Raw genomic sequence first — 22,198 nt, 5'->3', positions numbered from 1 at the left:
ACGTGATTCAAAATACTGCACTATGAATTCTGAATACAAAACACAGGAGGGAGTGTCGAGTGGGTCTGACCCGGGTTCCGGGGCTGCTGTACGGCGGCGACTACAACCCCGAGCAGTGGCCTGAGGAGGTCTGGGCCGAGGACGTGCGCCTCATGGCCGAGGCCGGGGTCACCATGGTCACCGTGGCGGTCTTCGCCTGGTCTCGGCTGGAGCCCGAGCCGGGCGCGTACGACTTCGGCTGGCTCGACCGCGTGCTCGGCCTGCTGCACGAGCACGGCATCGCGGCCGACCTCGCCACCGCGACCGCCACCCCGCCGCCCTGGCTGGTGCGCCGCCATCCCGAGGTCATGCCGGTCGACGCCGCGGGCACCCGCCTGGAGTTCGGCTCCCGGCAGGGCTACTGCCCCAGCTCGCCGGTCTTCCGCGAGCACGCCGTACGGCTGGCGACCGCGATGGCCACCCGGTACGGCGATCACCCGGCGCTGGCCCTGTGGCACGTGGGCAACGAGTACGCCGACCACACCCTCGAATGCTTCTGCCCCGAGTCGGCCCGCCACTTCCGCGCCTGGCTCCAGGCCCGCTACGGCACGGTCGGCGGGCTCAACGCCGCCTGGGGCACGTCCTGCTGGGGTCAGCACTACACCGGCTTCGACCAGGTCGAGCCGCCCCGCAAGGCGCCAGGGCCGGTCAACCCCGCCCAGCTCCTCGACTGGCGGCGCTTCTGCAGCGACGCCCTGCTGGAGCTGTTCACCGCAGAGCGCGACGCGCTGCGCGCCGTCACCCCGGACGTGCCCGTCACCACGAACTTCATGAGCATTCTGCACGGCCTCGACTACTGGGCCTGGGCGCAGGCCGAGGACCTGGTGAGCGACGACGCCTACCCCGACCCGGCCGACCCAGCCTCGCACGTGGCGGTCGCGCTCAGCTACGACCTCATGCGCTCGCTCAAGCGGCGGCCCTGGCTGCTCATGGAGTCCGCGCCGTCGGCCGTGTCGTGGCGCGAGGTCAACGCGCCCAAGCCGCCCGGCGTGATGCGCCTGCACAGCCTGCAGGCCGTCGCCCACGGCGCCGACGGGGTGATGTTCTTCCAGTGGCGGCAGGCGAAGTACGGGCCGGAGAAGTTCCACTCGGCGCTGCTGCCGCACGGCGGCACGGCCACGCGCGGCTGGCGCGACACGCTGCGGCTCGGCGCGGACCTGCGGCGGCTCGCGGAGGTCGCGGGCGGCCACACCAGCGCCGACGTGGCGCTGGTGTTCGGCTGGGACAGCTGGTGGGGGCTGGAGGCGCCCGAGTCGATGCCCTCCGACCGGCTCAGGCTCAAGGACCTGCTGCTGTCCTGGTACGCGCCGCTGCACGCCCGTGGGATCGCCGTCGACCTGGCGCCGCCCGGCGCCGACCTGTCGGGCTACCGCGTGGTGATCGTGCCCAACCTCTACCTGTGCACCGCCGAGCAGGCCGAGGCACTCGCCGCCGTGACGGGAGAGCTGGTCGTCGGCCCGTTCAGCGGAGTGGTGGACGAGGCCGACCAGGTGCACGACGGCGGCGCGCCCGGCCCGCTGCGCGACCTGCTGGGCGTCGCGGTCGAGGAGTTCTGGCCGCTGCCCGACGGCCTCACCCAGCCCCTGCGCCACGCCGGCGGCGGCGCGGGCTCGGCCCGGACCTGGGCCGAGTGGCTGCGCCCCGACAAGGGCACGGCCGTGCTCGCCCGCTTCGAGGGCGGCGACCTGGACGGGCTGCCCGCGATCACCCGCAAGGGGAACGCCACCTACCTCGGCTGCCTGCCCGCCGACCTGACGCCCGTGCTGGACCGCGTGCTCGCCGGAGTCCCGGCGATCGCCGTGCCCGCCGGGGTGGAGGCGGTCCGGCGGGGCCGGCACCTCTTCCTGCTCAACCACACCACCGACGAGCAGCGGATCACCCTGCCGTACCCCGGCCGGGACCTGCTCACCGACACCGACCTGCGAGGCGACGCCGTCCTCGCCCCGCGCGACGCCGTCGTGCTCAGGACAGAAGGAGACACGTGACGCACCCGTACATCCCGAACGCCGAACCCGGCGTGCGGGCCGAGATGCTCGCCGCGATCGGCGCGGAGAGCATCGAGGAGTTCTACGCCGGCATCCCCGCGGACCTGCGCCTGAACCGGCCGCTCGACCTGCCGGCGCCCTTCACGGCCGAGCCCGACCTGGTCCGCCACATGAACGGCCTGCTCGGCCGGACCACCGGCACCGACGAGGCGCTGAGCTTCCTCGGCCACGGCTGCTACCCGCACCACGTGCCCGCCGTCTGCGACGAGGTCAACTCCAGGAGCGAGTTCCTGACCGCGTACGCCGGCGAGCCGTACGAGGACCACGGCCGCTTCCAGGCCCTGTTCGAGTACGTCAGCATGATGGGCGAGCTGCTGGAGATGGACGTCGTCAACGTCCCCACCTACGACGGCTTCCAGGCGGCGGGCACCGCGCTGCGCATGGCCTGCCGCTACACCGGCCGCTCGAAGGTGCTCGTCAGCGCGGCCGTCGCCGCCGACAAGCTGAGCAAGCTGCGCGACTTCCTCGCCCCGGACATCGAGATCGTGCCCGCCCCCGTGGGCGACGACGGTCAGATGGCCGTCCCCGCCTTCGACGACTCGTACGCCGCGATCTACCTGGAGACGCCGAACGTGTACGGCGTCGTCGAGACGCGCGGCCGGGAGCTGGCCGACCTGGCCCACGCCCACGGCGCCCTGCTCGTCGTCGGCGCCGACCCGATCTCCCTGGGCGTCCTCGCCCCGCCCGCCGCGTACGGCGCCGACATCGCCTGCGGCGACATCCAGACGCTCGGCATGCACCAGAGCTTCGGCGGCGGCCACGCCGGCTACATCGCCACCCACGACCACGAGCCGCTGGTCGCCGAGTTCCCCTCCCGGCTGTTCGGCATCGCGCCGACGAAGGTGCCCGGCGAGTACGGCTTCGGCGACGTCTTCTACGACCGCACCTCCTTCGCCCACCGCGAGGAGGGCAAGGAGTGGGTGGGCACCGCCGCCGCCCTGTGGGGCATCACGGCCGGCGTCTACCTCGCGCTCATGGGCCCGCACGGCATGCGGGAGCTGGGGGAGACGATCCTCGCTCGCACCAGGTACGCGATGGGCGCCCTGGCCCGGTCTGTTACCGTGCTGCATCCGGACGCGGTGCACTTCCGCGAGTTCGCCGTACAGGTGCCCTCCAGTGCCGCCCTGCTCGACCGGCTGCGCGAGCGCGGCATCTACGGCGGTGTGCCCCTCGACGACCGCACGGTGCTGGTCTGCGTGACCGAGCGCCATTCCATCGCCGACATCGACCGCCTCGCCGCCGAGATCGCCGAGATCGCCGCCCTCCAGGAGACGCTGTGAACACCGCGGAGCCCTTCGCCGAGCTGCCCGTCGCGCCGAAGCCGCCGCTGCGCCGCTTCCACCAGGCCCGCTGGGACGAGCCGATCATCTTCGAGCTGTCCAGGCCGGGCCGCCGCGGCATCGCCGTCCCCGAGCCCGGCGCCCCCCGAGTCGAGCTGCCGGAGTCGGTGCGCCGCGCCGAGCCGCCGAACCTGCCCGAGCTGGCGCAGCCGCACGTGGTGCGCCACTACCTGCGCCTGTCCCAGGAGAACCTGGGCAACGACCTCAACATCGACGTCGGCCAGGGCACCTGCACGATGAAGTACAGCCCCAAGGTCAACGACCGGTTCGCCGCCGCGGTCGCCGAGCTGCACCCCCTCCAGCACGAGGACACCGTGCAGGGCGTGCTGGAGATCTACTGGCGGATGGAGCGCATGCTGGCCGAGATCTCCGGCATGTCCCGGGTCTCGCTCCAGCCGGGCTCCGGCTCGGCCGCCATCTACGCGAACGTCGCCATGATCCGCGCCTACCACGCAGCCCGCGGCGAGACCCACCGCGACCAGGTCATCACCACGATGTTCTCCCACCCGTCGAACGCGGCGTGCGCCAAGGTCGCCGGCTTCGAGGTCATCACCCTGATGCCGGACGCCGACGGCCTGCCGGACATCGAGGCGCTGCGCGCGGCCGTCGGGCCCCGCACCGCCGCCCTGATGATCACCAACCCGGAGGACACCGGCATCTTCAACCCGCGCATCCGGGAGTTCGTGGACCTCGTCCACGAGGCGGGCGGCCTGGCCTGCTACGACCAGGCCAACGCCAACGGCATCCTCGGCATCACCCGGGCCCGCGACGCCGGGTTCGACTTGTGCCACTTCAACCTGCACAAGACCTTCTCCACCCCGCACGCCTGCGGCGGGCCCGCGGCCGGGGCGTGCGGCGTGTCGGCCGACCTGGCGCCCTTCCTGCCCGGCCCGGTCGTCGTCTTCGACGGCTCGGCGTACAAGCTGGAGACCCCGGAACGTTCCATCGGCAAGGTGCGGCCGTTCCTCGGCGTCACCCAGAACATCGTGCGCGCCTATGCCTGGATCATGTCGCTCGGCGCGGAGGGCCTGCGCCAGGTGGCCGAGACGGCCGCGCTCAACAACAACTACCTGATGCGCAAGATCCTCGCCATTCCCGGCGCGTCGGCGCCCTGGGGCACGCGGCGCATCGAGCAGGCGCGCTACTCCTGGCAGGAGCTGTCGGAGGAGACCGGGGTCCACTCCGAGGAGATCGGCGTGCGGGCATCCGACTTCGGCGTGCACTACTGGACCAGCCACCACCCGTACCTGGTGCCCGAGCCGTTCACGCTGGAGCCCACCGAGTCGTACTCCAAGGAGGACCTCGACGAGTACGCCGCGATCCTGGCCCACGTGGCGGACGAGGCGCGCCGCGATCCCGAGCTGGTCAGGGGCGCGCCCTACAACCAGAGCGTGCACAAGATCGACCCGTCGCAGCTGGACGACCCCAAGGCTTGGGCGCCCACCTGGCGCGCCTACGTCCGCAAGCACCTGTCATGAGCGGAGGGGTGTCGGTGGGCCTGGTCGTCAACCCGGTCGCCGGGCTGGGCGGGGCGGCGGGCCTGAAGGGCAGCGACGGTGCCGAGGTGCAGCGTGCGGCCCTGGCCCGGGGCGCCACGCCGCGGGCGGGGGAGCGGGCGGCGCGGGCGGTGCGCGCGCTGCTGTCGCGCCGTCCCGGCACGCGCCTGGTCACGGCGCCGGGCCCGATGGGCGAGCACAGCGCCCGCGCCGCCGGCGCCCCCCACGACCTGGTACGTTCCAGCCGTTCGGCGGAGCCGGGACCGTCCGGCGCCACGTCGGCGCGGGACACCCGGGAGGCCGTCCTCGCGATGGCCGGGGTGGACCTGCTGCTGTTCGCGGGCGGCGACGGGACGGCGCGTGACGTGCTCGACGCGGTCCGCGAGCTGCGCGAGCGCGGCGACCGCGTCCCGCCCGTGCTGGGGATCCCGGCCGGGGTGAAGGTGTACTCCGGATGCTTCGCCGTCAGCCCGGCCGCGGCCGGGCTGCTCGCCGCCGCATACGTCTCCGGGGCGTCGGCAGGATCCGGGGGGTCAGCAGGATCAGGGACGTCGGGCCGCGAGCCGGGGCGGGCGGCGCTCGCCGAGGCAGAGGTGGTGGACCTCGACGAGGACCGCTACCGGCAGGGCCTGGTGAGCCCGGTCCTCTACGGCGTCCTGCCGGTTCCCGCCGCCCCCGCCGCGCTGTCGGGCCGCAAGGCCGGCTCCTCCGGGACGGCGCCCGGCACGGTCGAGGGCATCGCCCGGGAGGTCGTCTCCCGGATGCGGCCCGGCGTCCGCCACGTCCTCGGACCCGGCGCCACCACGCGGGCCGTCGGCCGCGAGCTCGGCCTCGCCACCACCCTGCTCGGCGTGGACGTCGTCGAACGCGACGGCGCCGGTGCCCGGCTGGTGGCGGCCGACGTCTCGGAGGCGGAGCTGTCCGGGCTGGTCGGCGGCCGGGAGACGGTCCTCGTGCTGTCGGTGATCGGCGGGCAGGGCTTCGTGCTCGGCCGCGGCAACCAGCAGGTGTCGCCGCGCGTGCTGCGCACCGTCCTCGGGGACGCGCCCGGAGACGCGGCGGGCGCGCGAACCGGGCGGCTGCTCGTCCTGGCCACCCAGCAGAAGCTGGCCGCGCTCGGTGGGCGCCCGCTGCTCGCCGACAGCGGCGACGAGGACCTCGACCGGATGCTCGCCGGGCACGTCCAGGTGATCACCGGTTACCACGAAAGCACGATCTACCGCCTCAGTGCGGCAAGTGAGGAGTCGAACGAATGAACGCCCAGCTCGAGGGCAAGGTCGCGATCGTCACCGGCGGTGCCTCCGGCATCGGGCGCGCCACCGCGCTGCTCTTCGCCGAGGAGGGCGCCCGGGTGGTCGTCGCCGACATCGACGGCCCGGGAGCCGAGACGACCGTCGCGCGGATCAACGACGCCCGGCCCGGGGCCGCGGTGGCGGTGCGCGCCGACGTGTCCGCCCCGGACGACTGCCGGCTCGTCGTGGACTCCGCCACCCGGACCTTCGGCGGGCTGCACGTCCTGTTCAACAACGCCGGCATCATCCGCCGCACCACGGCCCTGGACCTCGACGTCGAGGAGTGGGACCGCGTCATGGCGGTCAACGTCCGCTCCGTCTTCCTCATGTGCAAGTACGCCGTCCCGGCGATGACCGAGGGCGGCTCGATCGTCAACACCGGGTCGGGCTGGGGCCTCAAGGGCGGCGGCAACGCGCTGTCCTACTGCGCCTCCAAGGCGGCCGTGGTCAACATGACCCGGGCGCTGGCCATCGACCATGCCCGCGCCGGGATCCGGGTCAACTCCGTCAACCCCGGCGACACCGACACGCCCATGCTGCGCGACGAGGCCCGCCAGCTCGGCGAGGACTGGACCGCGTTCGCGAGCGACGCCGCCGACCGGCCGATGGGCCGCGCCGGAACCCCGGAGGAGATCGCCCGCGCCGTGCTGTTCCTGGCGGGCGACGCCTCCAGCTACGTCACCGGATCCGCCCTCGTCGTCGACGGCGGCGGACTCGCCTGACACCCCCCGCAAGAAAGATCGAAGGAGCCACCTTGAAGTGTGCGCTGACCGTCCTGGGCGCCCTCGCCCTCGCCACCACCGCGTGCAGCGGAAGCGGCGGGAACGTTCCCGGCACGGGCGAGGGCCGGGGCCCGGTGACCGTGCGCTGGTCCACCTGGGGATCGGCCGAGGACGTGAAACTCTACGAGAAGTTCACCGAGGACTTCCAGCGGCGCCACCCCGGTATCCGGCTCAAGCTGGAGTCGGTGGCGAAGTACGAGGACTATCACCCCAAGCTGCTCACCCAGCTCACCAGCAAGACCGCGCCCGACGTGTTCTTCGTGGGCGATGACAACATCGGCAAGTTCGTCTCCGCGGGCGTGCTCACGCCGCTCGACGACAAGCTCGCCGGCCCCGACTCCAAGAGCCGCCCCGAGGACTTCTTCGACGGCGTGTACGGCGGCGCGAAGCGCGACGGCAAGATCTACGCCGTCCCCAACGACACCAACCCCGAGGTGCTCTGGTACGACAAGAAGGCGCTCAAGGACGCCGGCATCACCGAGGACCCGGCCGCGCTCAACGAGACCGGCCAGTGGACCATGCCGAAATATCTGGACATGAACGCCAAGCTCAAGGCCGCGGGCAAGGCCGGCTCCATCTTCTGGAACTGGTACGGCTCCACGTACTCGGTGATCAACGGCTTCGGCGGCAAGGTCTGGGACGGCGGCAAGTTCGTCGCCACCACCGACGCCAAGGCCCGTGAGGCGCTGAGCACGCTCGCCAAGGGCTACCAGGACAAGACGTTCCTCAGCGCCGACACGCTGCCCGCCAGCAACGGCCCGAGCACGCAGTTCCTCAAGCACAAGGCCGGCTTCTACGCCGGCGGCCGCTGGGTGATCGACTCCCTGCGCAAGGGCGGCGAGCTCGACGACTACGACATCGTGCCGTTCCCCTCGCCGACCGGCGCGCCCATGCCGGGCGCGGTGGCCGCCTCCTACCTGGCGCTCAACAAGGACACGAAGCTGCCCAAGGAGGCGTTCACGTTCCTCACCGAGTTCGTCGGCAAGGAGGGCCAGACGCTGCGGCTCAAGGGTGGCGGCGCCGTGCCGTCCGTCAAGGGCGCCGAGCAGGTCGTCCTCGCGGACGGCTACCCCAAGCACGCCCAGACCTTCATCGACGTGCGCGACACCGGCTTCGCCAACTACCCCGAGGAGGTCGCGGTGCCGGGCCTCACCGCCGCCATCAACGAGCACCTCATGAAGATGTGGAGCGGCAAGGTCGGCTTCGACCAGGGCATGACCGAGCTCCAGCAGCTCGTCCAGAGCAAGCTGGGCTGAGGCCGTGGCTGTTCTCACCCGTGCCCGCCTCCGGGCGGGCCGGCGTCAGGTCCCCGGCGTGCGCAACCGGGACGGCTGGTGGGCGGCGTTCTTCCTCGCCCCGCAGGTCACGGCCCTGGCCGTGTTCCTGGTCTTCCCGCTCGGCTTCGCCGTCGTGCTGGCGTTCATGCGCTGGGACGGCCTCGGCCGCAAGGAGTGGGCGGGCCTGGACAACTTCGCCGCCCAGCTCTCCGATCCCGACTTCGGGCTGGCGGTGTGGAACACGGTCAAGCTCGCCCTGCTCACCGTGCCCGTCGGCCTCGTCCTCGCGCTGCTCATCGCGATCGCCCTGAACAACGTGCGCGGCGGCTCCTTCTACCGGGTCCTCTACTTCATGCCGGTGGTCACCAGCTCGGTGGCCGTCGCGCTGATGTGGCAGATCATCCTGGCCGGCGACGAGAACGGCGTGCTCAACAACTCGCTGCGGAGCTGGTTCGGCCTCACCCCGCCCGACTGGCTCGGCGACACCGGCTGGGTGATCGTGGCCATCGCCGTCGTGACGATCTGGTCGTCGCTCGGCCTCAACGTGGTGATCTTCCTGGCGGGGCTGCAGACCATCCCGCCGCAGATCGTCGAGGCCGCCCGCATGGACGGCGCGGGCAGCGTGCGGATCTTCCGCTCGGTCACCCTGCCGCTGCTCTCGCCCACGATCTTCTTCTCGACCGTGGTCGCCGTGATCAGCTCGTTCCAGGCGTTCGACCAGATCTACGTGCTGGTGCGGCCGGAGGACAACGAGGGCGCCCGCACGATCGTCTACCAGGTCTACGAGCTGGGCTTCAAGGACTTCGAGTTCGGCATGAGCAGCGCCGCCGCGCTCATCCTGCTGGCCCTGACGCTGCTCGTGACGCTCGTCCAGTTCGCCGCGCAGAAGCGCCTGGTCCACTACGACTCGTGAGGGAGAGCTGATGCGACTCCGGCAGGCGGCCCTGCACGCCGCGCTCACAGCCGGCGGCCTGGCCATGGTGTTCCCGTTCGCCTGGATGCTGCTGACGTCGTTCAAGAGCGTGCGGCAGATGCTGAACAACCCGCTCGACTGGCTGCCCCAGCCCTGGCACTGGCAGAACTACCCCGACGCGCTCGCGGCGATGCCGTTCGGCACCGCGTACTGGAACAGCTTCTACATCGCCGCGCTCAACGTCACGCTCACCCTGTTCACCTCCGCCATGGCGGCCTACGCCTTCGCCCGGATCCGCTTCCGCGGCTCGGGCGTGCTGTTCGTGGTGTTCCTGGCCACCCAGATGGTGCCGGCGCAGGTGACGATCGTGCCGCTGTACCTCATGCTGGCCCGGTTCGGCTGGATCGACTCCCACCTGTCGCTGATCCTGCCCTCGGTGGCCAACCCCTTCGCGGTGTTCCTGCTGCGCCAGTTCATCAGGGCCGTGCCGGTGGAGCTGGAGGAGGCGGCCCGCATCGACGGGGCGGGCCGCTGGCGCTGCTTCTGGAACGTCGTGCTGCCCAACATCCGCCCCGGCCTGGGCGCACTGGGCATCATCGCGTTCCTGGCCTCGTGGAACTCGTTCTTCTTCCCCCTGATCTTCCTGAACTCGCCCGAGCTGGCCACCGTGCCGCTGCTGCTCAGCCAGTTCTCCGGGCAGCACACCGCGGTCGACTACGGGCTCATCCTGGCCGGGTCGGCGATCGCGGTGGTGCCCACGCTGATCGCCTTTCTGATCGGTCAGCGGAAGATCATCAATTCGATGGCGGCCTCCGGACTGGGCGGGCGATGATGCTGGACCTGCGCGAACGACCCTTCACCGACCGCGGGTCGCGGCTGCTGGTGATGGCGGCCGACGACGGCTCCCTGTGGGTCGCCGCCGCCCGCTATGAGACGCCGCTGCGCGAGACGGCCGTCCTGACCGGCCTGCGGGTCCTCGCCGGTGACCGGGAGCTGCCCGTACGGCGGGCGCTGCCGGACCGGGTGGAGTTCGAGGGCGGCGCGGCCCTGGCCTTCGCCGGCCCCGACACGCTCGTGCTGACCGGCGACGGCGGTGAAGCCGTCCATGCCGTGTGGGACGGCGGACGGGCGCCCGCCGGCGGCGGCCTCGTCCTGGTGGGACCCGGCCGGGACGGCGCGCACGTGGCCGCACCCGGCGGTCCGCCGCCCGACGGCCGGGCGGTGCTGGAGGCGGCCGCCGCGCGCTGGCGCGACTGGTTCGCCCGCATGCCCGCCGTCCCCTCCGGCCTGCGGGAACGGGCCGAGCAGGCGTGGTGGACGCTCGCGGTCAACCTCGTCCCGATCCAGGGCCGGCAGTCGCTGATCCCCTCCAAGTACGGCTACGTCGGCCTGTGGAACTGGGACTCCTACTTCCACGCCATCGCCCTGCGGCACGCCGACCCGGGCCTGGCCAGGGAGCAGATCCGCATCCTGCTCGACCACCAGCGCCCCGACGGGCTGATCCCGGATGTGGTCCACGACCACGGGGTGCTGGCCGAGACCACCGACCTGCCCCGCTCCGACCTGGCCCGGCTGGCCCAGCACGTCGGGGGGCCGCCCGTCCGCGAGCCCGTGCCGGTCACCAAACCGCCGCTCACCGCGTGGGCCGTGTGGAAGATCCACCAGGCCGACCCCGACCCGGCCTTCCTGGCCGAGGTGTACGAGCCGCTGGTCCGGGCGCAGGAATGGTGGTTCACCCGCTCCGACCCCGACGGCGACGGCCTGGCCGAGTACCTGCACCCGTACTCCTCGGGTCTGGACGACAGCCCGATCTGGGACGGCGGGCCGCGCGCCGAGCCCCCCGACCTCAACTCCTACCTCGCCCTGCAGTACGACCGGCTGGGCGACATCGCCGCCGCGCTCGGCCGTGACACGGGGGAGTGGCGGGCCAGGGCCCAGGCGCTTGTGGACCGCATGGTGGCGAGGCGGTGGACCGGCGCCCGCTTCGTCACCCTGGTCGGCGGGCGGGAGGCGGACGTCCGCACCCCGCTGGAGCTGCTGCCGCTGCTCACCGGGCGGCTGCCCGCCGACGTCGCCGACCGGCTCGTGGCCGACCTGCGCTCGCCGAGCTTCTGGGGCGAGCGGCCGGTGCCCACGGTCGCGTTCGACGACCCCCGCTTCGACCCGGACGCCATGTGGCGCGGACCGGTCTGGCTCAACGTCAACTACCTGCTCATCGAGGGCCTGCGCCGGTCCGGCCATCCTGAGACGGCCCGCGAGCTGCGCGACCGCACGCTGGCGATGGTGCGCGACGGCGGCGGCCTGTACGAGTACTGGAACCCGCTGACGGGCCGCCGGGCGGGCCGGGCGACGAGCGGGTTCGGCTGGTCGGCCGCCCTGTTCCTGGACCTCGCCCACGAGGCTTTCACCGACTCCGCCGACCGGGAGGGGTGACGGCGTCCAAGAGGGTTCTCCGTTGTCTGTAGTGTGCGGAAATGACGAGAAGCGAGCGGCTCGCGGAGCAACTGGACCGGCACTGGCGCAAGAACCTGCGGCCGCGGCTGGACGGTCTCACCGATGAGGAGTACTTCTGGGAGCCGGTGCGCGGCTGCTGGAGCATCCGCCCACGTGGCACGTCGGCCGCACCGATGGCGGCGGGTTCGGGGGAGTGGACGGTGGACTTCGCGTCCCCTGACCCGGTGCCGGCGCCGGTGACCACGATTGCCTGGCGGCTTGCACACATCATCGTCTCGTGCCTGGGCTATCGGGTCGGATGGCACTTCGGCGGCCAGGACATGGACTCCCAGACGTTCGCCTACGCGGGGACCGCTGACGAGGCGCTGAAGCAGCTCGATGAGATGTATGGGAGATGGAACGCGGGGGTCCGTGAGCTCTCGGACGCTGACCTGGAGAATCCGCCCACGGTGGGTCCCGAGCGGTTTCCCATGGAGGGCATCGTCCTGCACGTCAACAGGGAGCTGATCCATCACGGCGCCGAGATCTCCCTGCTGCGCGACCTCTACCGCTGGCAGGACGGAGCCGTACCGCGCCGAGTATGACTTCGGTAACCGGCGATCGAGCTTTGGACGCTTACGTGGACCCCGTGACGCTCCGTGGCTGCTGCCGCCGAGAGGCCCCACGATCTTCAACCGCCGTTCTGCGCAGGTAGAAGGCCCTGACATGTGGCCAGGCCCAGCACGGTGGCGGTCATTCGGGCCGCCGTTCGGGCCCGGCGCACCTACGTGCGAGCAGCCACCAGGTCACGCTCGGCGCCGCCACCGCATCGTCGCGCGCAACCGCCGTTCGTCGCGGTAGGTGTCCGGTGTGAGGCGATGGCGCTGGCCGCCGTGGTCACCGGCCGGCACCTGAGTTCACCCGGTAGCGCAGGTGCGTGACACCGGGCGCGTCGAGCACCCGGGTCAACTCCAGCTCGATGTGGTCGGCGCCGAACAGCCGCCGCCCGTCACCGAGCACGACCGGGACCAGGTGGATCTCCAGCTCGTCGAGCAGGCCCTCGCGCAGCAGCGACTGCGCGAGTCCGGCACCGTGCACCATCACGTCCTTGTCGCCGGCGGCCGCCTTGGCCTCACGCATCGCCGTTGCGACGTCGGGCACGTAGTGAACCCAGCCGCTCTGTGGTGCCGGCGGGACGCCACGCGTGGGTACGAAGATCGGTACACCGTGGTGATCACCGTGCCAGTGGCCGGCGTAGTCGAACGTCTTGCGGCCCACGACGACCGCACCCGTCGCCATCGCCTCGCCGAATACCTGCCCGCTCAGCCCCGGCGGAGCGAAGTACGGCGGGTCGGAGGCGGGCTCGCCGAGCCACTCGTGCAGCCGGATGCCGCCGATCCCGAGCCCGTTGCCCGGGCCGTCGCCCGGGCCGGCGATGAACCCGTCGAGCGACATCGACATGTACAGCACGGACTTCGCCATACGGTTTCCTTCCTTGCCGGCGCAGGGCAAGCGCCCACCGGCGGCCTTGGGGTTGGATCTTGATATCTCCGATGAAGTCAACCTTGCCGCCCCGGTGACCATGAGTTCTGCTGGTGAACCCGGTAGGTCACTCGGCTTGGCAGGAATTGGTACACGTCAGTAAGGTCGATCCTGTGGACCGTTCGAGGACCAATTCCAGGCTGGCCGAGGACTTGCTCATCGAGCTGGACCGCGACGCCGGGGTGCCGCTGCACCGGCAGATCGAGGCGTCCATCCGCGCGAGCATCCGGGCCGGCCGGTTGCGAGCGGGTGCGTCGCTGCCGCCCACCCGCACCCTCGCGGCCGGGCTGGGGGTTTCCCGCGGGGTGGTCGTGGAGGCCTACCAGCAGCTCGTGGCCGAGGGCTACCTTGCCAGCCGATCGGGCGGTTACACCCAGGTCGCCGCGTCGCTGCCGCCGGCTGCCACCACCGCTGCGGCCGGCGCGGGCTCGGCGGCTTCGACGGCGCGGCCGGCTGCGCGCAGCGTCGGCTTCAGGGTCGACTTCGGGTACGGGCGCACCGACGTGTCGCAGTTCCCGCGGGCCGCCTGGCTGCGCTCGGTTCGTACCGTGCTCACCACCACGCCCAACGACCGGTTCGCCTACCTCGACGGGCGCGGCGTGCCGGAGCTGCACCAGGCCCTGTGCGACTACCTCAACCGGGTGCGCGGCACGCTGGCCGTGCCCGGCAACGTGGTCATCTGCAACGGCTACGGGCAGGCCATCTCGCTGCTGATCCAGGTGCTCGCGCGACGCGGCGCCAGACGGATCGCCCTGGAGGACCCGTCGTCCGACGACGATGCCCGGGTGCTGGCCAAGGCCGCGGGACTGGACGTGGTCGGCATCCCGGTGGGTCCGGACGGCGTTCAGGTCGGCGCCCTCGACCTGGCCGACGCCGACGCGCTGGTCCTCACGCCGTCGCACCAGTGGCCAACCGGCGGGGTGCTGTCGGCGGCGGCGAGGGCCGAGGTGATCCGCTGGGCGGGACGCCGCGGCGCGATCGTGATCGAGGACGACTACGACGCGGAGTACCGCTACGACCGGTCTCCGGTGGGCGCCATGCAGGGCCTTGCGCCCGATCACGTCGTCTACTGCGGTACGGCCAGCAAGACGCTCGCCCCGGGGTTGCGGCTCGGCTGGATGGTGCTGCCTGCCCATCTGGTGAGCGACGTCGTCGCGGCCAAGCTGCTCGCCGACCGCGGTTCGCCGGTCATCGACCAGCTGACGTTCGCCGACTTTCTCGGCCGCGGCGAGTTCGACCGTCACCTGCGCCGGATGCGTCCGGTGTACCGGCGCCGCCGCGACGCGCTGCTGGCCGCGCTGCGCACTCATCTGCCGGATCTGCGACCGGCCGGGATCGCCGCCGGGCAGCACGTGCTCGCCTGGCTCCCGCCCGACCTGGAGGAGGCGGCGGTGGTGGCGGCGGCCGCCCGGCACGGGCTCGTCATCCAGGGCGTCGGGCCGTTCCGGATCGCCGGCGCCGGGCCCGGTGGCCTGATCTTCGGCTACGCCGGCCTCAGCGAGAGCGCCATCGCCGAGGGCATCGCGCTGCTGGCGACGGCCATCCGGGAGGTACGGGGACGCTGATCCCGCGCAGGCGGTCCGCCGCCGGCACATCCACGACACGTGCATCACCGCGCCGGGCGGATGTTCTGGTTCAGGTGGAACACGTTCGCCGGGTCGTAGGCGGTCTTCACCGCGGTCAGCCTGGCCAGCTTCTCGGCAGAGTACGCCCGCCGCACGCCGCGCTGCCCATCGGCCAGTTCGTCGGCCGTCAACGAGTTGACGTACACACCACTCGCGTACGGCTCGAGCGCCGCGCCGGCGGCGCGGGCGGCGCCCATCCTGGCGTCGTCCTGGGCCGGGTCGGTCCAGCGCGAGCCGGCACCGAACTCGAACATCGTGCCGCGGTGGCTGAAAGCCGCGTCCGCTTCCGGGACGTCGGCGATCGCGCCGCCGTGCGCCTGCAAACCGACGCCCGGCAGGTCCGGGCTCGCGCTCAGGTCGGTGCCGCCGCGCAGCAGGAACGCCTCGATCGCCGCGGTGGGAAAGCTGCGCAGGTAGTGCCCCTTGGCATAGCGGCGGTAGGCGTGGCCGCCGGCGGAGTCCTCGCGTTGCTGCAGTTCGAGGTATGACGGTGTGGTGACGCGGGAGGCGACGGGACGCCCGAGCGCCCGCATCGCGGGCAGCAGCCGGCGGCCCTCGGCCGGGTCGCCGACCCACACGAACCCCAGCGTGGCGATCGGCCCGGCGGGAGCGCTGCCGACGCTGGCGGTGAACGTCGCCTGCCGGGGCGCGACGGCGTTCAGGTCGCGCCAACCCTCGATGACCGGCACGGCGTCCTCGGCTCGGAAGTCGAACTCGGCGACCAGCGTCCGCGTGCCGGTGTGATGCAACTGGAACTCGAACTCGGTGACGACGCCGAAGTTGCCGCCACCGCCGCGCAGGCCCCAGAACAGGTCGGGGTTGTCGGTACGGCTCGCGGTCACCACGTCCCCCTCGGCGGTGACCATCGTGCAGGAGACGACGTTGTCGCAGGCCAGGCCGTACTGGCGGGCCAGCCAGCCCATGCCGCCGCCGAGCGTGAGCCCGCCGACGCCGGTGTGGGAGACGTTGCCGGCGGTGGTGGCCAGGCCGTACGCCTGGGACGCCCGGTCCAGCGCGCCGAGCAGCGCGCCGCCCTGCACCCGGGCCCGGCGACGGGCCGGATCGATCCGCACGCCGCCCATGGGCGTCAGGTCGATCATGAGACCACCGTCAGGCACGGCCAAGCCGGCGGCGTTGTGGCCGCCGCAGCGCACGCCGATCTCCAGGTCCAGTTCGCGGGCCATCCGCACGGCGGCGACCACATCGGCGACGCCGGCCGCGCGGACGATCATGCGAGGACGCCGGTCGACCATGGCGTTCCAGACGGTGCGGGCGGTGTCGTAGCCGGCGTCGCCAGGAGTGAGCACCTGGCCGTCGAAGCGGGTCGCTGTCGTTGTCATGCCCCTCAGCCTGACAGGAATCGGTACACACTTTGAGGTCCGATCCTGTAGGCCGATTGAGGACCAATTCAGGGTGGGTCGCCGCCATCGCCAAGGTCACCAAGGTCTTGGCACCCCGCCGCCCGCATGCGCGCGAGCACCAGGTCCTCCCTGCGCCCCCGTGGCGCCGAGAGTTCCGGGACTTGCCGGGCCGGTCTACACGCGCGTGAAGGCGGTGGAGCCGAAACGACTCCACCGCGGGCAGCCGGAATCGAAGCGAGACGCCGACCCCTCCCGGCCGGGATGCTCCCGCGCGTGATCCCCTGCCAGCTATCGATATCCATATCTATATGAAGGAATGGTTCATAGCGATATTGGACATCTCTGCGCAGCTTCTGATCTTCTCTTCGGTATGACACGACATCTCCGACTGCGCTCAGCGGTCGTGACCTTGACCACTTCCGCGCTGCTGGGCGCTCCCGCCTACGTGGCAGCTGCCGCCACCGGCGAGACGAGCTCCTCCAGCGTCGCCGCCCGGACGGAAAGCGACACCCCCTCCGGCGCCGACCTGACCAAGACGCTGCAGGAGCTCGAGAAGTCCTACGACGGGCGCATCGGCGCGGTGGGCATCGACCTGGGGACCGGTAGAACGGTCGGCTACCGGGCGGACGAGCGCTTCCCGTTCAACTCCATGTTCAAGGTGTTCGCGTGCTCGGCAGTACTGCACAAAGCGCGCACCGACGACCCAGGGCTGATGGACAGGGTGATTCGCTGGCAGCCTGCTGAGATGGCCGAGTTGACCGCGAACTCGCCGGAGACCACCGAATACACCGACACCGGCATGACACCTGCGCAGTTCTGCCGCGCCGGGATCACCAAATCCGACGGCTTCGCGGGCAACATGCTGCTGAAGCAGATCGGCGGGCCGCGCGGGCTGACCGAGTTCTTCCGCGCCACCGGTGATCGGACGAGTCGCCTGGACCGGCCGGAGCCCAGGCTGATCGAGTGGAAGCCCGGCGAGGAGCGCGACACCACCACTCCCGTGGCGGCCGCGCAGACCTTCACCAAGCTCACCACCGGTAAGACTCTTCACACCCTCGACCGAGCGCGGCTGGTCGGCTGGCTGAAGGCCAACCGCACCGGCGCCAACCGGATCCGGGCGGGACTCCCCAAGGACTGGACGATCGGCGACAAGACCGGCAGTGGCGGCGCGAGCAACTACGGCACCGCCAACGACCTGGCGATCGTCTGGACGCCCGGATCGAAGGCGCCGATCATCCTGTCGGTGTTCACCAACCGCAACAACACCAACACGCCGAACGACGACAAGGTGATCGCCTCCACCGCAGCTGCGCTGGCCAAGGCCCTCGGCAGGTTGTGACGGGCCAGCGGGTCGAGACGCGGTCGTCCTCGTCCGGGCGATCGCCACGGTGGGCTCCGGCCTGGCCACCGGCTTTCATAGAAAGACACGGCGTGTCGAAGCCCTCGACACGCCGGCGCAAAGTCCCAGGCCCTGCCGTGTCCCTGGAAATCGCTGACGGATTTCCGCATCTGGGGTTGGACGAGGCGCCGGACTTCCTCCTCCAACCCCAGACCGGAATATGGTCCGATCCGGCCGCTTACAGCTCCGGCGGAAACCAGGCTTGCAGGTTCTCGGGGTTGATCGGCATGGAGATGTGTTCGTGCGTGATCGACCACTTGCCGTTCGACCGTCGGCAACAAACGGTCGATCGCACCCATACCGCGCTCTGGAGTCCGTCCTTGCGCGTTCCGGAGTCCAGGTGCAGCATGTGAGCGAACGCGACGTCGGCGCTCGTCGCGATCTTGACATCGTGCGTCTCCAAGCCGATGGGGCCGTCGTATCCATCGAACCATCGCAAGAAGTTGCGACGGACTTCTTCGGGCCCCGCGAACTGAAGAGGGGGAACGGCATCGTAATAGACGATGTCGGATGAGTAATGTGACATGAGTCGATCAATGTCCTTCTGCTGGCAGGCATCGACTCGACTGCTCAAGAACGCTGCAACTTCGGCATCGTTCGAAGTCATCGCATCCCTCCGATCAAGAATTCGATCGCAACCAGGTCGCCTGACCACGATCCCTGTGAGTTCGGTGCACCGACGACGCAGCCGCCTCGAATGTGAGGTGGGGCCGCCTTCGGAAGTCGCGGCTGTGGCGGCCGGTCAGCGGGGCTGCTCGCCCTGCTGACGGCGCGGAAGCCGGAGCGGCCGTTCAGGCGGCGCGGCCGGCCTTGAGTGCGGCGGTGGTTTCAACCACGCGACGGGCCTGGTGGCGAGCCGCCTCCAAGGACACGTCGCCGGGCGGGCCGTCGCCGGCCACGTGGGAGGTGCCGTAGGGGTTTCCCGACCGGAACTGGACGGGATCGGTGTAGCCGGGGGGCACGATGATGCCGCCCCAGTGGTAGAACGTGTTCCCCAGCGCCAGGATGGTGGATTCCTGGCCGCCGTGGGCGGTGTTGGAGGCGGTGAAGGCCGAGTACACCTTGTCGGCGAGCTTGCCCTGGAACCACAGGGGGCCGGTGGTGTCGATGAACGCCCTGAGCGCGCCGGCCGGGTTGCCGAAGCGGGTGGGGGTCCCGAACAGCACCGCGTCGGCCCAGTCCAGGTCGTCGTGGCCGGCCTCGGCGACGTCGGCGGTGTCCTGGCGGTGCTGGACCCAGGCCGGGTTGGCGCTGATCGCCTCCGGTGGAGCCAGTTCGGCGACCTTGCGCAGTCGCACGTGCGCGCCGGCCTTTTCCGCGCCCTCGGCGGCGGCTTGCGCCAAGGCATGCACGGTGCCTGTGGCACTGTAGTAGATGATCGCGACGTTCACGGGTTCCATGATCGATTGCCTTCCATAGGGTCCGTCTCGGCAGTACGACGACACAGCCCTCCGGAATGTCAGGCGCTCTGCCCGGAGGGGCCTCGCCCTCCAGCGACTTCTCCGGGATGTACGCGCGTTCGGACTCGGCGATCCCGGCGAAGAACGCGAACAGCGCGGCCCCGGTGCCCGCTCGGGTCGTACACGCGCTGCAAGGGGCCGGTGAGCGACTCCGGGGCCTGCGCCCAGTGCCCCACGTAGCGCGCGCCCCGGCCAGGGGACCCAGCCTGACCGGGTCCGGCTTCCTCGGGCGGCTGCACAGCGCCGAGATCCGGTGCGATCCTCCCCGAAGGCCGTCAGGCGCCGGTGACGCCGTCCACGCCCTGCCGGATCAGGTCGGCGTGGCCGTTGTGCCGGGCGTACTCGCCGATCATGTGGTTGAACACGAGACGGAGCGAGACCGCACCCCAGTTCGGCACCTCGAACGTGGTGTCCAGCGAGGCCCCGGCCGACGCCTGCCGGGCCAGCTCCTGCTCCTCCAGCAACCGCGCGTAGTCGGCCTCGGCGCGGGCGGGGTCGAGGTCCTCGAAGTCGGCGTCGGGCCGCTCGGGCGTGGAGTACAGCTTCGGTACGTCCTCGCCGCGGAAGCGCTGTCGGAACCAGATGCGCTCCACCTTCGCCAGGTGCCGTACGAGGCCGAGCAGCGACAGGTTGGAGCCGGGGACGGGCGCGACGGCGAGCTGCTCGCCGGTGAGTCCGGCGCACTTGTGCAGCAGGGTCGAGCGATGCCAGTCGAGCAGGCCGCGCAGCAGCTCGGCCTCGGGTGCGACGAGCGACCCTTCGGGGCGGGTCACTTCGGGAGCGGTCCAGGTCATCCGGAGATGATCCCACGGGCAGCGGGATGGGTGGTGAGGACGCAGCATTGATAATGCCGAGATGATCGACAAGCAGATACCGGGGCCGCGCCCCCTACTGCGCCGTCCCGAGGACGGCGAGCTGATCGACGTGGCGGGAGTGGCCCACTTCTTCCGGCTGACCGGTGAGCACACGGGCGGCCGCTTCGCGTTCGAGGAGTTCACCCTGGCCGGGGGCATGGTGGGGGCCCGTCCGCACGTACATCACGGACACGACGAGTATTTCTACGTCCTGCAGGGTGACCTGACCCTGCACCACGGCGACGGGGAGGTGACGGTCGGCCCCGGGCACCTGCTCGCCGCGGTGCGCGGAACCCCGCACGGCTTCCGCAACGCCGGGACGGAGCCGGTCCGCGCCTTGTGCCTCTACACGCCGGCCGGGTACGAGGGCTACTTCCGCGAGGTGCATGCGGCCGTGGCGGCCGGCGCGGAGGTGACCGACGAGCTCCTGGCGGAGTTCCGCGCCCGCCACCGTACGACCTCCCTCTAGCCGGTGCCGACCGGCCAAGCCCGCGCAGGACATTGAGGGTCCCGCGCGGGCGCGGCGGATGCGCGTGGTACGGCTCAGGCCCGGGCGGAGGTCAGGCGGGCAGGTCGGCCACGCGGGCGGCGATCGGTCCGAACAAGTCACCGATCGCGGTCAGGGCGGCGGCGTGCAGCATGTCAGCCGGGATCGGTGTGCCGTCCGGGCCCGCCAGGGGCCGGGTCGCGCACGCCTCGGCCACGACGGTGGGCCGGTAGCCGAGGTTGAACGCGCCCTGGGCGGTGAACTGGACGCACATGTGGGTCATGAAGCCGGCCAGCACCAGGTCCGGGCCCGCGTCCAGCCGGCGCAACGTCTCCAGCAGGTCAGTCTCGTGGAAGGAGTTCGGGAAGCGCTTCACCACGACCGGCTCGCCGTCCCGCGGCGCGACCTCCGCGGCGATCTGCCCGATCTCAGCACGGATGTCGTACGGGCTGCCTTCGCCACCGTCGTTGACGACGTGCACCACAGGGATCCCCGCAGCGCGGGCCCGGCTCAGCAGGTGGGCGGCGGCGTCCAGAGCACGGGCGGCGTCCGGGAGCGCCATCACTCCGGTGCGGTAGGTGTTCTGGAAGTCGATCATGATCAGGGTGCCGGTGGACAGCGCAGGCAACGCGCCGTCCAGGCCGATCACGTCGCGCAGTGTCGTCGAGACAGGTGTCGTCGAAACAGTGGTCATTTCATCCTCCTGGGATCTTCGGGGGCGCCCGGCCGGGGCTTCCAGAAGCCCGACCCGGGGTTTTCGGCCGGGCGCGGGCAAAGCCGGGCAGGGTGAGTCACCGGCCGCGCGGGGCAGGCCGGAACACGGGGAGACACATCAGGTCAGGCGGCGGTCCGGAACCGTCGCCGGTAGGCCGCCGGGGTGGTGCCGAGCCTCCGGCGGAACGCCCGGTGGAGCGTCTCCACCGAGCCCAGGCCACACGCGGCGGCCACCTGGTCGAGCGGCTCGTCGGTGCCCTCCAGCAACCGCCGCGCGGCCTCCACCCGTGCCGCCTCCACGTAGGCGGCCGGGGTGACGCCGCTCTCCTTGCGGAAGACGCGGGCGAAGTGGCGCTCGCTGAGGCACATCCGTTCGGCGAGCGCCGCCGCCGACAGGTCGGCGAGGAGGTTCGTGGCGATCCACGCCCGCAGCTCGTCGATGTCACGGCGCTCGGTCGGGGCCTGCCACAGCGGGACGCTGAACTGGCTCTGCCCGCCCGGCCGCTTGAGGTACATCACCAGTTGCCGGGCGACCGCCAGGGCGAGCCGTTCGCCGTGGTCCTCGGCGACCAGGGCGAGCGCGAGGTCCATGCACGCGGTGATGCCCGCGCCCGTCCACACGTTCCCCGAGCGGATGTAGATCGGGTCAGGGTCCACGGTGACGTCGCGGTGCTCGGCGGCCAGCAGGCCGGCGGTGGCCCAGTGCGTGGTCGCCGTCCGGCCCGACAGCAGCCCCGCGGCGGCCAGCAGGTGCGCGCCGACGCACACCGAGGCCACCCGTCGGGCATGCCGGGATGTCTCGGCGATCCAGTCGACCAGGGCCGGATCGATCACCGGCATGCCGCGGGCGTCGACCGCACCGGGCACCACGAGGGTGTCCACTCGCTCGCCGACCTGGTCGAACGGCAGGTCGGTCGCGAGCCGGACGCCGGCACTGGTGCGAACCTGGCCGCCGTCGGGTCCCGCCAGGAGCACCTGGTAGGGCGTCTGTCCGGACATCTCGCGGTTCGCGACCGCGAACACCTCCGCAGGCCCGGTGACATCGAGAAGATCGACGTCGGGGAACACGGCGACAACGACACGGTGCGGAGTGGACATGCGCTTATTGTCCCCTGTGTCGCCTTATGTCCGCCATGACG

The 22,198-nt window shown here is 71.5% G+C and carries 20 protein-coding genes; 13 read left to right on the top strand and 7 right to left on the bottom strand.

Annotated elements, in window-relative coordinates; all coding sequences use genetic code 11:
• Positions 1-59: 59 nt before the first annotated feature.
• Genes ACIBG4_RS38950 through ACIBG4_RS38905 form a run of 10 tightly spaced genes read left to right on the top strand, consistent with a single transcriptional unit; the run spans position 60 to position 12,222 of the window.
• Positions 60-2,024, top strand: coding sequence for a beta-galactosidase (locus ACIBG4_RS38950; RefSeq protein ID WP_397207229.1), 1,965 nt, complete (start codon positions 60-62; stop codon positions 2,022-2,024).
• Positions 2,021-3,364: an aminomethyl-transferring glycine dehydrogenase subunit GcvPA gene (gcvPA, locus tag ACIBG4_RS38945; RefSeq protein ID WP_397207227.1), complete on the top strand. Its 1,344-nt coding sequence runs from the start codon at positions 2,021-2,023 to the stop codon at positions 3,362-3,364. The genes ACIBG4_RS38950 and gcvPA overlap by 4 nt, the downstream gene beginning before the upstream one ends.
• On the top strand, positions 3,361-4,902 hold the full coding sequence (gene gcvPB, locus ACIBG4_RS38940; protein WP_397207225.1) for an aminomethyl-transferring glycine dehydrogenase subunit GcvPB: 1,542 nt from the start codon (positions 3,361-3,363) through the stop codon (positions 4,900-4,902). Before gcvPA ends, gcvPB begins: the two co-directional genes overlap by 4 nt.
• Positions 4,899-6,176 carry an ATP-NAD kinase family protein gene (locus tag ACIBG4_RS38935; protein ID WP_397207223.1) on the top strand — a complete coding sequence of 426 codons (1,278 nt, stop codon included), beginning with the start codon at positions 4,899-4,901 and terminating at the stop codon, positions 6,174-6,176. The genes gcvPB and ACIBG4_RS38935 overlap by 4 nt, the downstream gene beginning before the upstream one ends.
• Positions 6,173-6,934 (top strand): SDR family NAD(P)-dependent oxidoreductase, encoded by a 762-nt coding sequence (locus ACIBG4_RS38930; protein WP_397207221.1) that lies wholly within the window; start codon positions 6,173-6,175, stop codon positions 6,932-6,934. Before ACIBG4_RS38935 ends, ACIBG4_RS38930 begins: the two co-directional genes overlap by 4 nt.
• A 32-nt stretch (positions 6,935-6,966) precedes the next feature.
• Positions 6,967-8,250: an ABC transporter substrate-binding protein gene (locus tag ACIBG4_RS38925; RefSeq protein ID WP_397207219.1), complete on the top strand. Its 1,284-nt coding sequence runs from the start codon at positions 6,967-6,969 to the stop codon at positions 8,248-8,250.
• A gap of 4 nt (positions 8,251-8,254) precedes the next feature.
• The gene (locus tag ACIBG4_RS38920; RefSeq protein WP_397207217.1) at positions 8,255-9,184 is read left to right on the top strand and encodes a carbohydrate ABC transporter permease; all 930 of its coding nucleotides are present in this window, start codon (positions 8,255-8,257) and stop codon (positions 9,182-9,184) included.
• A 10-nt stretch (positions 9,185-9,194) separates the two neighbouring features.
• Positions 9,195-10,016, top strand: coding sequence for a carbohydrate ABC transporter permease (locus tag ACIBG4_RS38915; RefSeq protein WP_397207214.1), 822 nt, complete (start codon positions 9,195-9,197; stop codon positions 10,014-10,016).
• Entirely contained in the window at positions 10,013-11,617 is a 1,605-nt protein-coding gene (locus tag ACIBG4_RS38910) for an amylo-alpha-1,6-glucosidase (protein WP_397207212.1), read from the top strand. The genes ACIBG4_RS38915 and ACIBG4_RS38910 overlap by 4 nt, the downstream gene beginning before the upstream one ends.
• A gap of 41 nt (positions 11,618-11,658) precedes the next feature.
• Entirely contained in the window at positions 11,659-12,222 is a 564-nt protein-coding gene (locus ACIBG4_RS38905; protein ID WP_397207210.1) for a DinB family protein, read from the top strand.
• A 292-nt stretch (positions 12,223-12,514) separates the two neighbouring features.
• Here the strand turns inward: ACIBG4_RS38905 and ACIBG4_RS38900 are convergent, their stop codons facing one another.
• The gene (locus ACIBG4_RS38900; protein ID WP_397207208.1) at positions 12,515-13,099 is read right to left on the bottom strand and encodes a dihydrofolate reductase family protein; all 585 of its coding nucleotides are present in this window, start codon (positions 13,097-13,099) and stop codon (positions 12,515-12,517) included.
• Between the two features lie 173 nt (positions 13,100-13,272).
• Between ACIBG4_RS38900 and ACIBG4_RS38895 the strand changes: the two genes are divergently transcribed.
• A complete protein-coding gene (locus ACIBG4_RS38895; RefSeq protein WP_397207206.1) occupies positions 13,273-14,724 on the top strand; it encodes a PLP-dependent aminotransferase family protein in 1,452 nt (483 codons plus the stop codon).
• Positions 14,725-14,768: 44 nt separating this feature from the next.
• On the opposite strand, the gene ACIBG4_RS38890 is transcribed toward ACIBG4_RS38895, so the two are convergent.
• Entirely contained in the window at positions 14,769-16,124 is a 1,356-nt protein-coding gene (locus tag ACIBG4_RS38890; protein ID WP_397207204.1) for an FAD-binding oxidoreductase, read from the bottom strand.
• Positions 16,125-16,548: 424 nt separating this feature from the next.
• Here ACIBG4_RS38890 and bla point away from each other — a divergent pair, with 424 nt between their 5' ends.
• Positions 16,549-17,484, top strand: a complete 936-nt coding sequence (gene bla / locus ACIBG4_RS38885; RefSeq protein ID WP_397207202.1) for a class A beta-lactamase — start codon at positions 16,549-16,551, stop codon at positions 17,482-17,484.
• 238 nt (positions 17,485-17,722) lie between these two features.
• Here the strand turns inward: bla and ACIBG4_RS38880 are convergent, their stop codons facing one another.
• The 3 genes from ACIBG4_RS38880 to ACIBG4_RS38870 all read right to left on the bottom strand — a co-directional run bounded on the left by ACIBG4_RS38880 (position 17,723) and on the right by ACIBG4_RS38870 (position 19,798).
• Positions 17,723-18,151: a YybH family protein gene (locus tag ACIBG4_RS38880; RefSeq protein ID WP_397207200.1), complete on the bottom strand. Its 429-nt coding sequence runs from the start codon at positions 18,149-18,151 to the stop codon at positions 17,723-17,725.
• Positions 18,152-18,335: 184 nt separating this feature from the next.
• Positions 18,336-18,944, bottom strand: coding sequence for an NAD(P)H:quinone oxidoreductase (wrbA, locus tag ACIBG4_RS38875; RefSeq protein ID WP_397207198.1), 609 nt, complete (start codon positions 18,942-18,944; stop codon positions 18,336-18,338).
• A 335-nt stretch (positions 18,945-19,279) separates the two neighbouring features.
• The gene (locus ACIBG4_RS38870) at positions 19,280-19,798 is read right to left on the bottom strand and encodes a DinB family protein (protein WP_310711399.1); all 519 of its coding nucleotides are present in this window, start codon (positions 19,796-19,798) and stop codon (positions 19,280-19,282) included.
• Between the two features lie 61 nt (positions 19,799-19,859).
• Between ACIBG4_RS38870 and ACIBG4_RS38865 the strand changes: the two genes are divergently transcribed.
• Positions 19,860-20,327: a cupin domain-containing protein gene (locus ACIBG4_RS38865; RefSeq protein ID WP_397207195.1), complete on the top strand. Its 468-nt coding sequence runs from the start codon at positions 19,860-19,862 to the stop codon at positions 20,325-20,327.
• Positions 20,328-20,418: 91 nt separating this feature from the next.
• On the opposite strand, the gene ACIBG4_RS38860 is transcribed toward ACIBG4_RS38865, so the two are convergent.
• Both ACIBG4_RS38860 and ACIBG4_RS38855 read right to left on the bottom strand, forming a co-directional pair.
• The gene (locus ACIBG4_RS38860; RefSeq protein WP_397207193.1) at positions 20,419-21,039 is read right to left on the bottom strand and encodes a cysteine hydrolase family protein; all 621 of its coding nucleotides are present in this window, start codon (positions 21,037-21,039) and stop codon (positions 20,419-20,421) included.
• Positions 21,040-21,182: 143 nt separating this feature from the next.
• Complete coding sequence (locus tag ACIBG4_RS38855; protein WP_397207191.1) at positions 21,183-22,157, bottom strand: GlxA family transcriptional regulator; 975 nt, start codon at positions 22,155-22,157, stop codon at positions 21,183-21,185.
• Between the last annotated feature and the right edge of the window lie 41 nt (positions 22,158-22,198).

This window comes from Nonomuraea sp. NPDC050383 (assembly GCF_044459125.1).
GTDB lineage: Bacteria > Actinomycetota > Actinomycetes > Streptosporangiales > Streptosporangiaceae > Nonomuraea.
This window is presented reverse-complemented; position numbering and strand designations above follow the sequence as displayed.

What these genes read in the sequence shown, in the direction of transcription:
- ACIBG4_RS38935 (WP_397207223.1), top strand. Translation starts at nt 4,899, where the DNA reads ATGAGCGGAGGGGTGTCGGTGGGCCTGGTCGTCAACCCGGTCGCCGGG.
- ACIBG4_RS38930 (WP_397207221.1), top strand. Translation starts at nt 6,173, where the DNA reads ATGAACGCCCAGCTCGAGGGCAAGGTCGCGATCGTCACCGGCGGTGCC.
- ACIBG4_RS38915 (WP_397207214.1), top strand. Translation starts at nt 9,195, where the DNA reads ATGCGACTCCGGCAGGCGGCCCTGCACGCCGCGCTCACAGCCGGCGGC.
- ACIBG4_RS38910 (WP_397207212.1), top strand. Translation starts at nt 10,013, where the DNA reads ATGATGCTGGACCTGCGCGAACGACCCTTCACCGACCGCGGGTCGCGG.
- ACIBG4_RS38905 (WP_397207210.1), top strand. Translation starts at nt 11,659, where the DNA reads ATGACGAGAAGCGAGCGGCTCGCGGAGCAACTGGACCGGCACTGGCGC.
- ACIBG4_RS38900 (WP_397207208.1), bottom strand. Translation starts at nt 13,099, where the DNA reads ATGGCGAAGTCCGTGCTGTACATGTCGATGTCGCTCGACGGGTTCATC.
- ACIBG4_RS38890 (WP_397207204.1), bottom strand. Translation starts at nt 16,124, where the DNA reads ATGACAACGACAGCGACCCGCTTCGACGGCCAGGTGCTCACTCCTGGC.
- ACIBG4_RS38880 (WP_397207200.1), bottom strand. Translation starts at nt 18,151, where the DNA reads ATGACTTCGAACGATGCCGAAGTTGCAGCGTTCTTGAGCAGTCGAGTC.
- wrbA (WP_397207198.1), bottom strand. Translation starts at nt 18,944, where the DNA reads ATGGAACCCGTGAACGTCGCGATCATCTACTACAGTGCCACAGGCACC.
- ACIBG4_RS38870 (WP_310711399.1), bottom strand. Translation starts at nt 19,798, where the DNA reads ATGACCTGGACCGCTCCCGAAGTGACCCGCCCCGAAGGGTCGCTCGTC.
- ACIBG4_RS38865 (WP_397207195.1), top strand. Translation starts at nt 19,860, where the DNA reads ATGATCGACAAGCAGATACCGGGGCCGCGCCCCCTACTGCGCCGTCCC.
- ACIBG4_RS38860 (WP_397207193.1), bottom strand. Translation starts at nt 21,039, where the DNA reads ATGACCACTGTTTCGACGACACCTGTCTCGACGACACTGCGCGACGTG.
- ACIBG4_RS38855 (WP_397207191.1), bottom strand. Translation starts at nt 22,157, where the DNA reads ATGTCCACTCCGCACCGTGTCGTTGTCGCCGTGTTCCCCGACGTCGAT.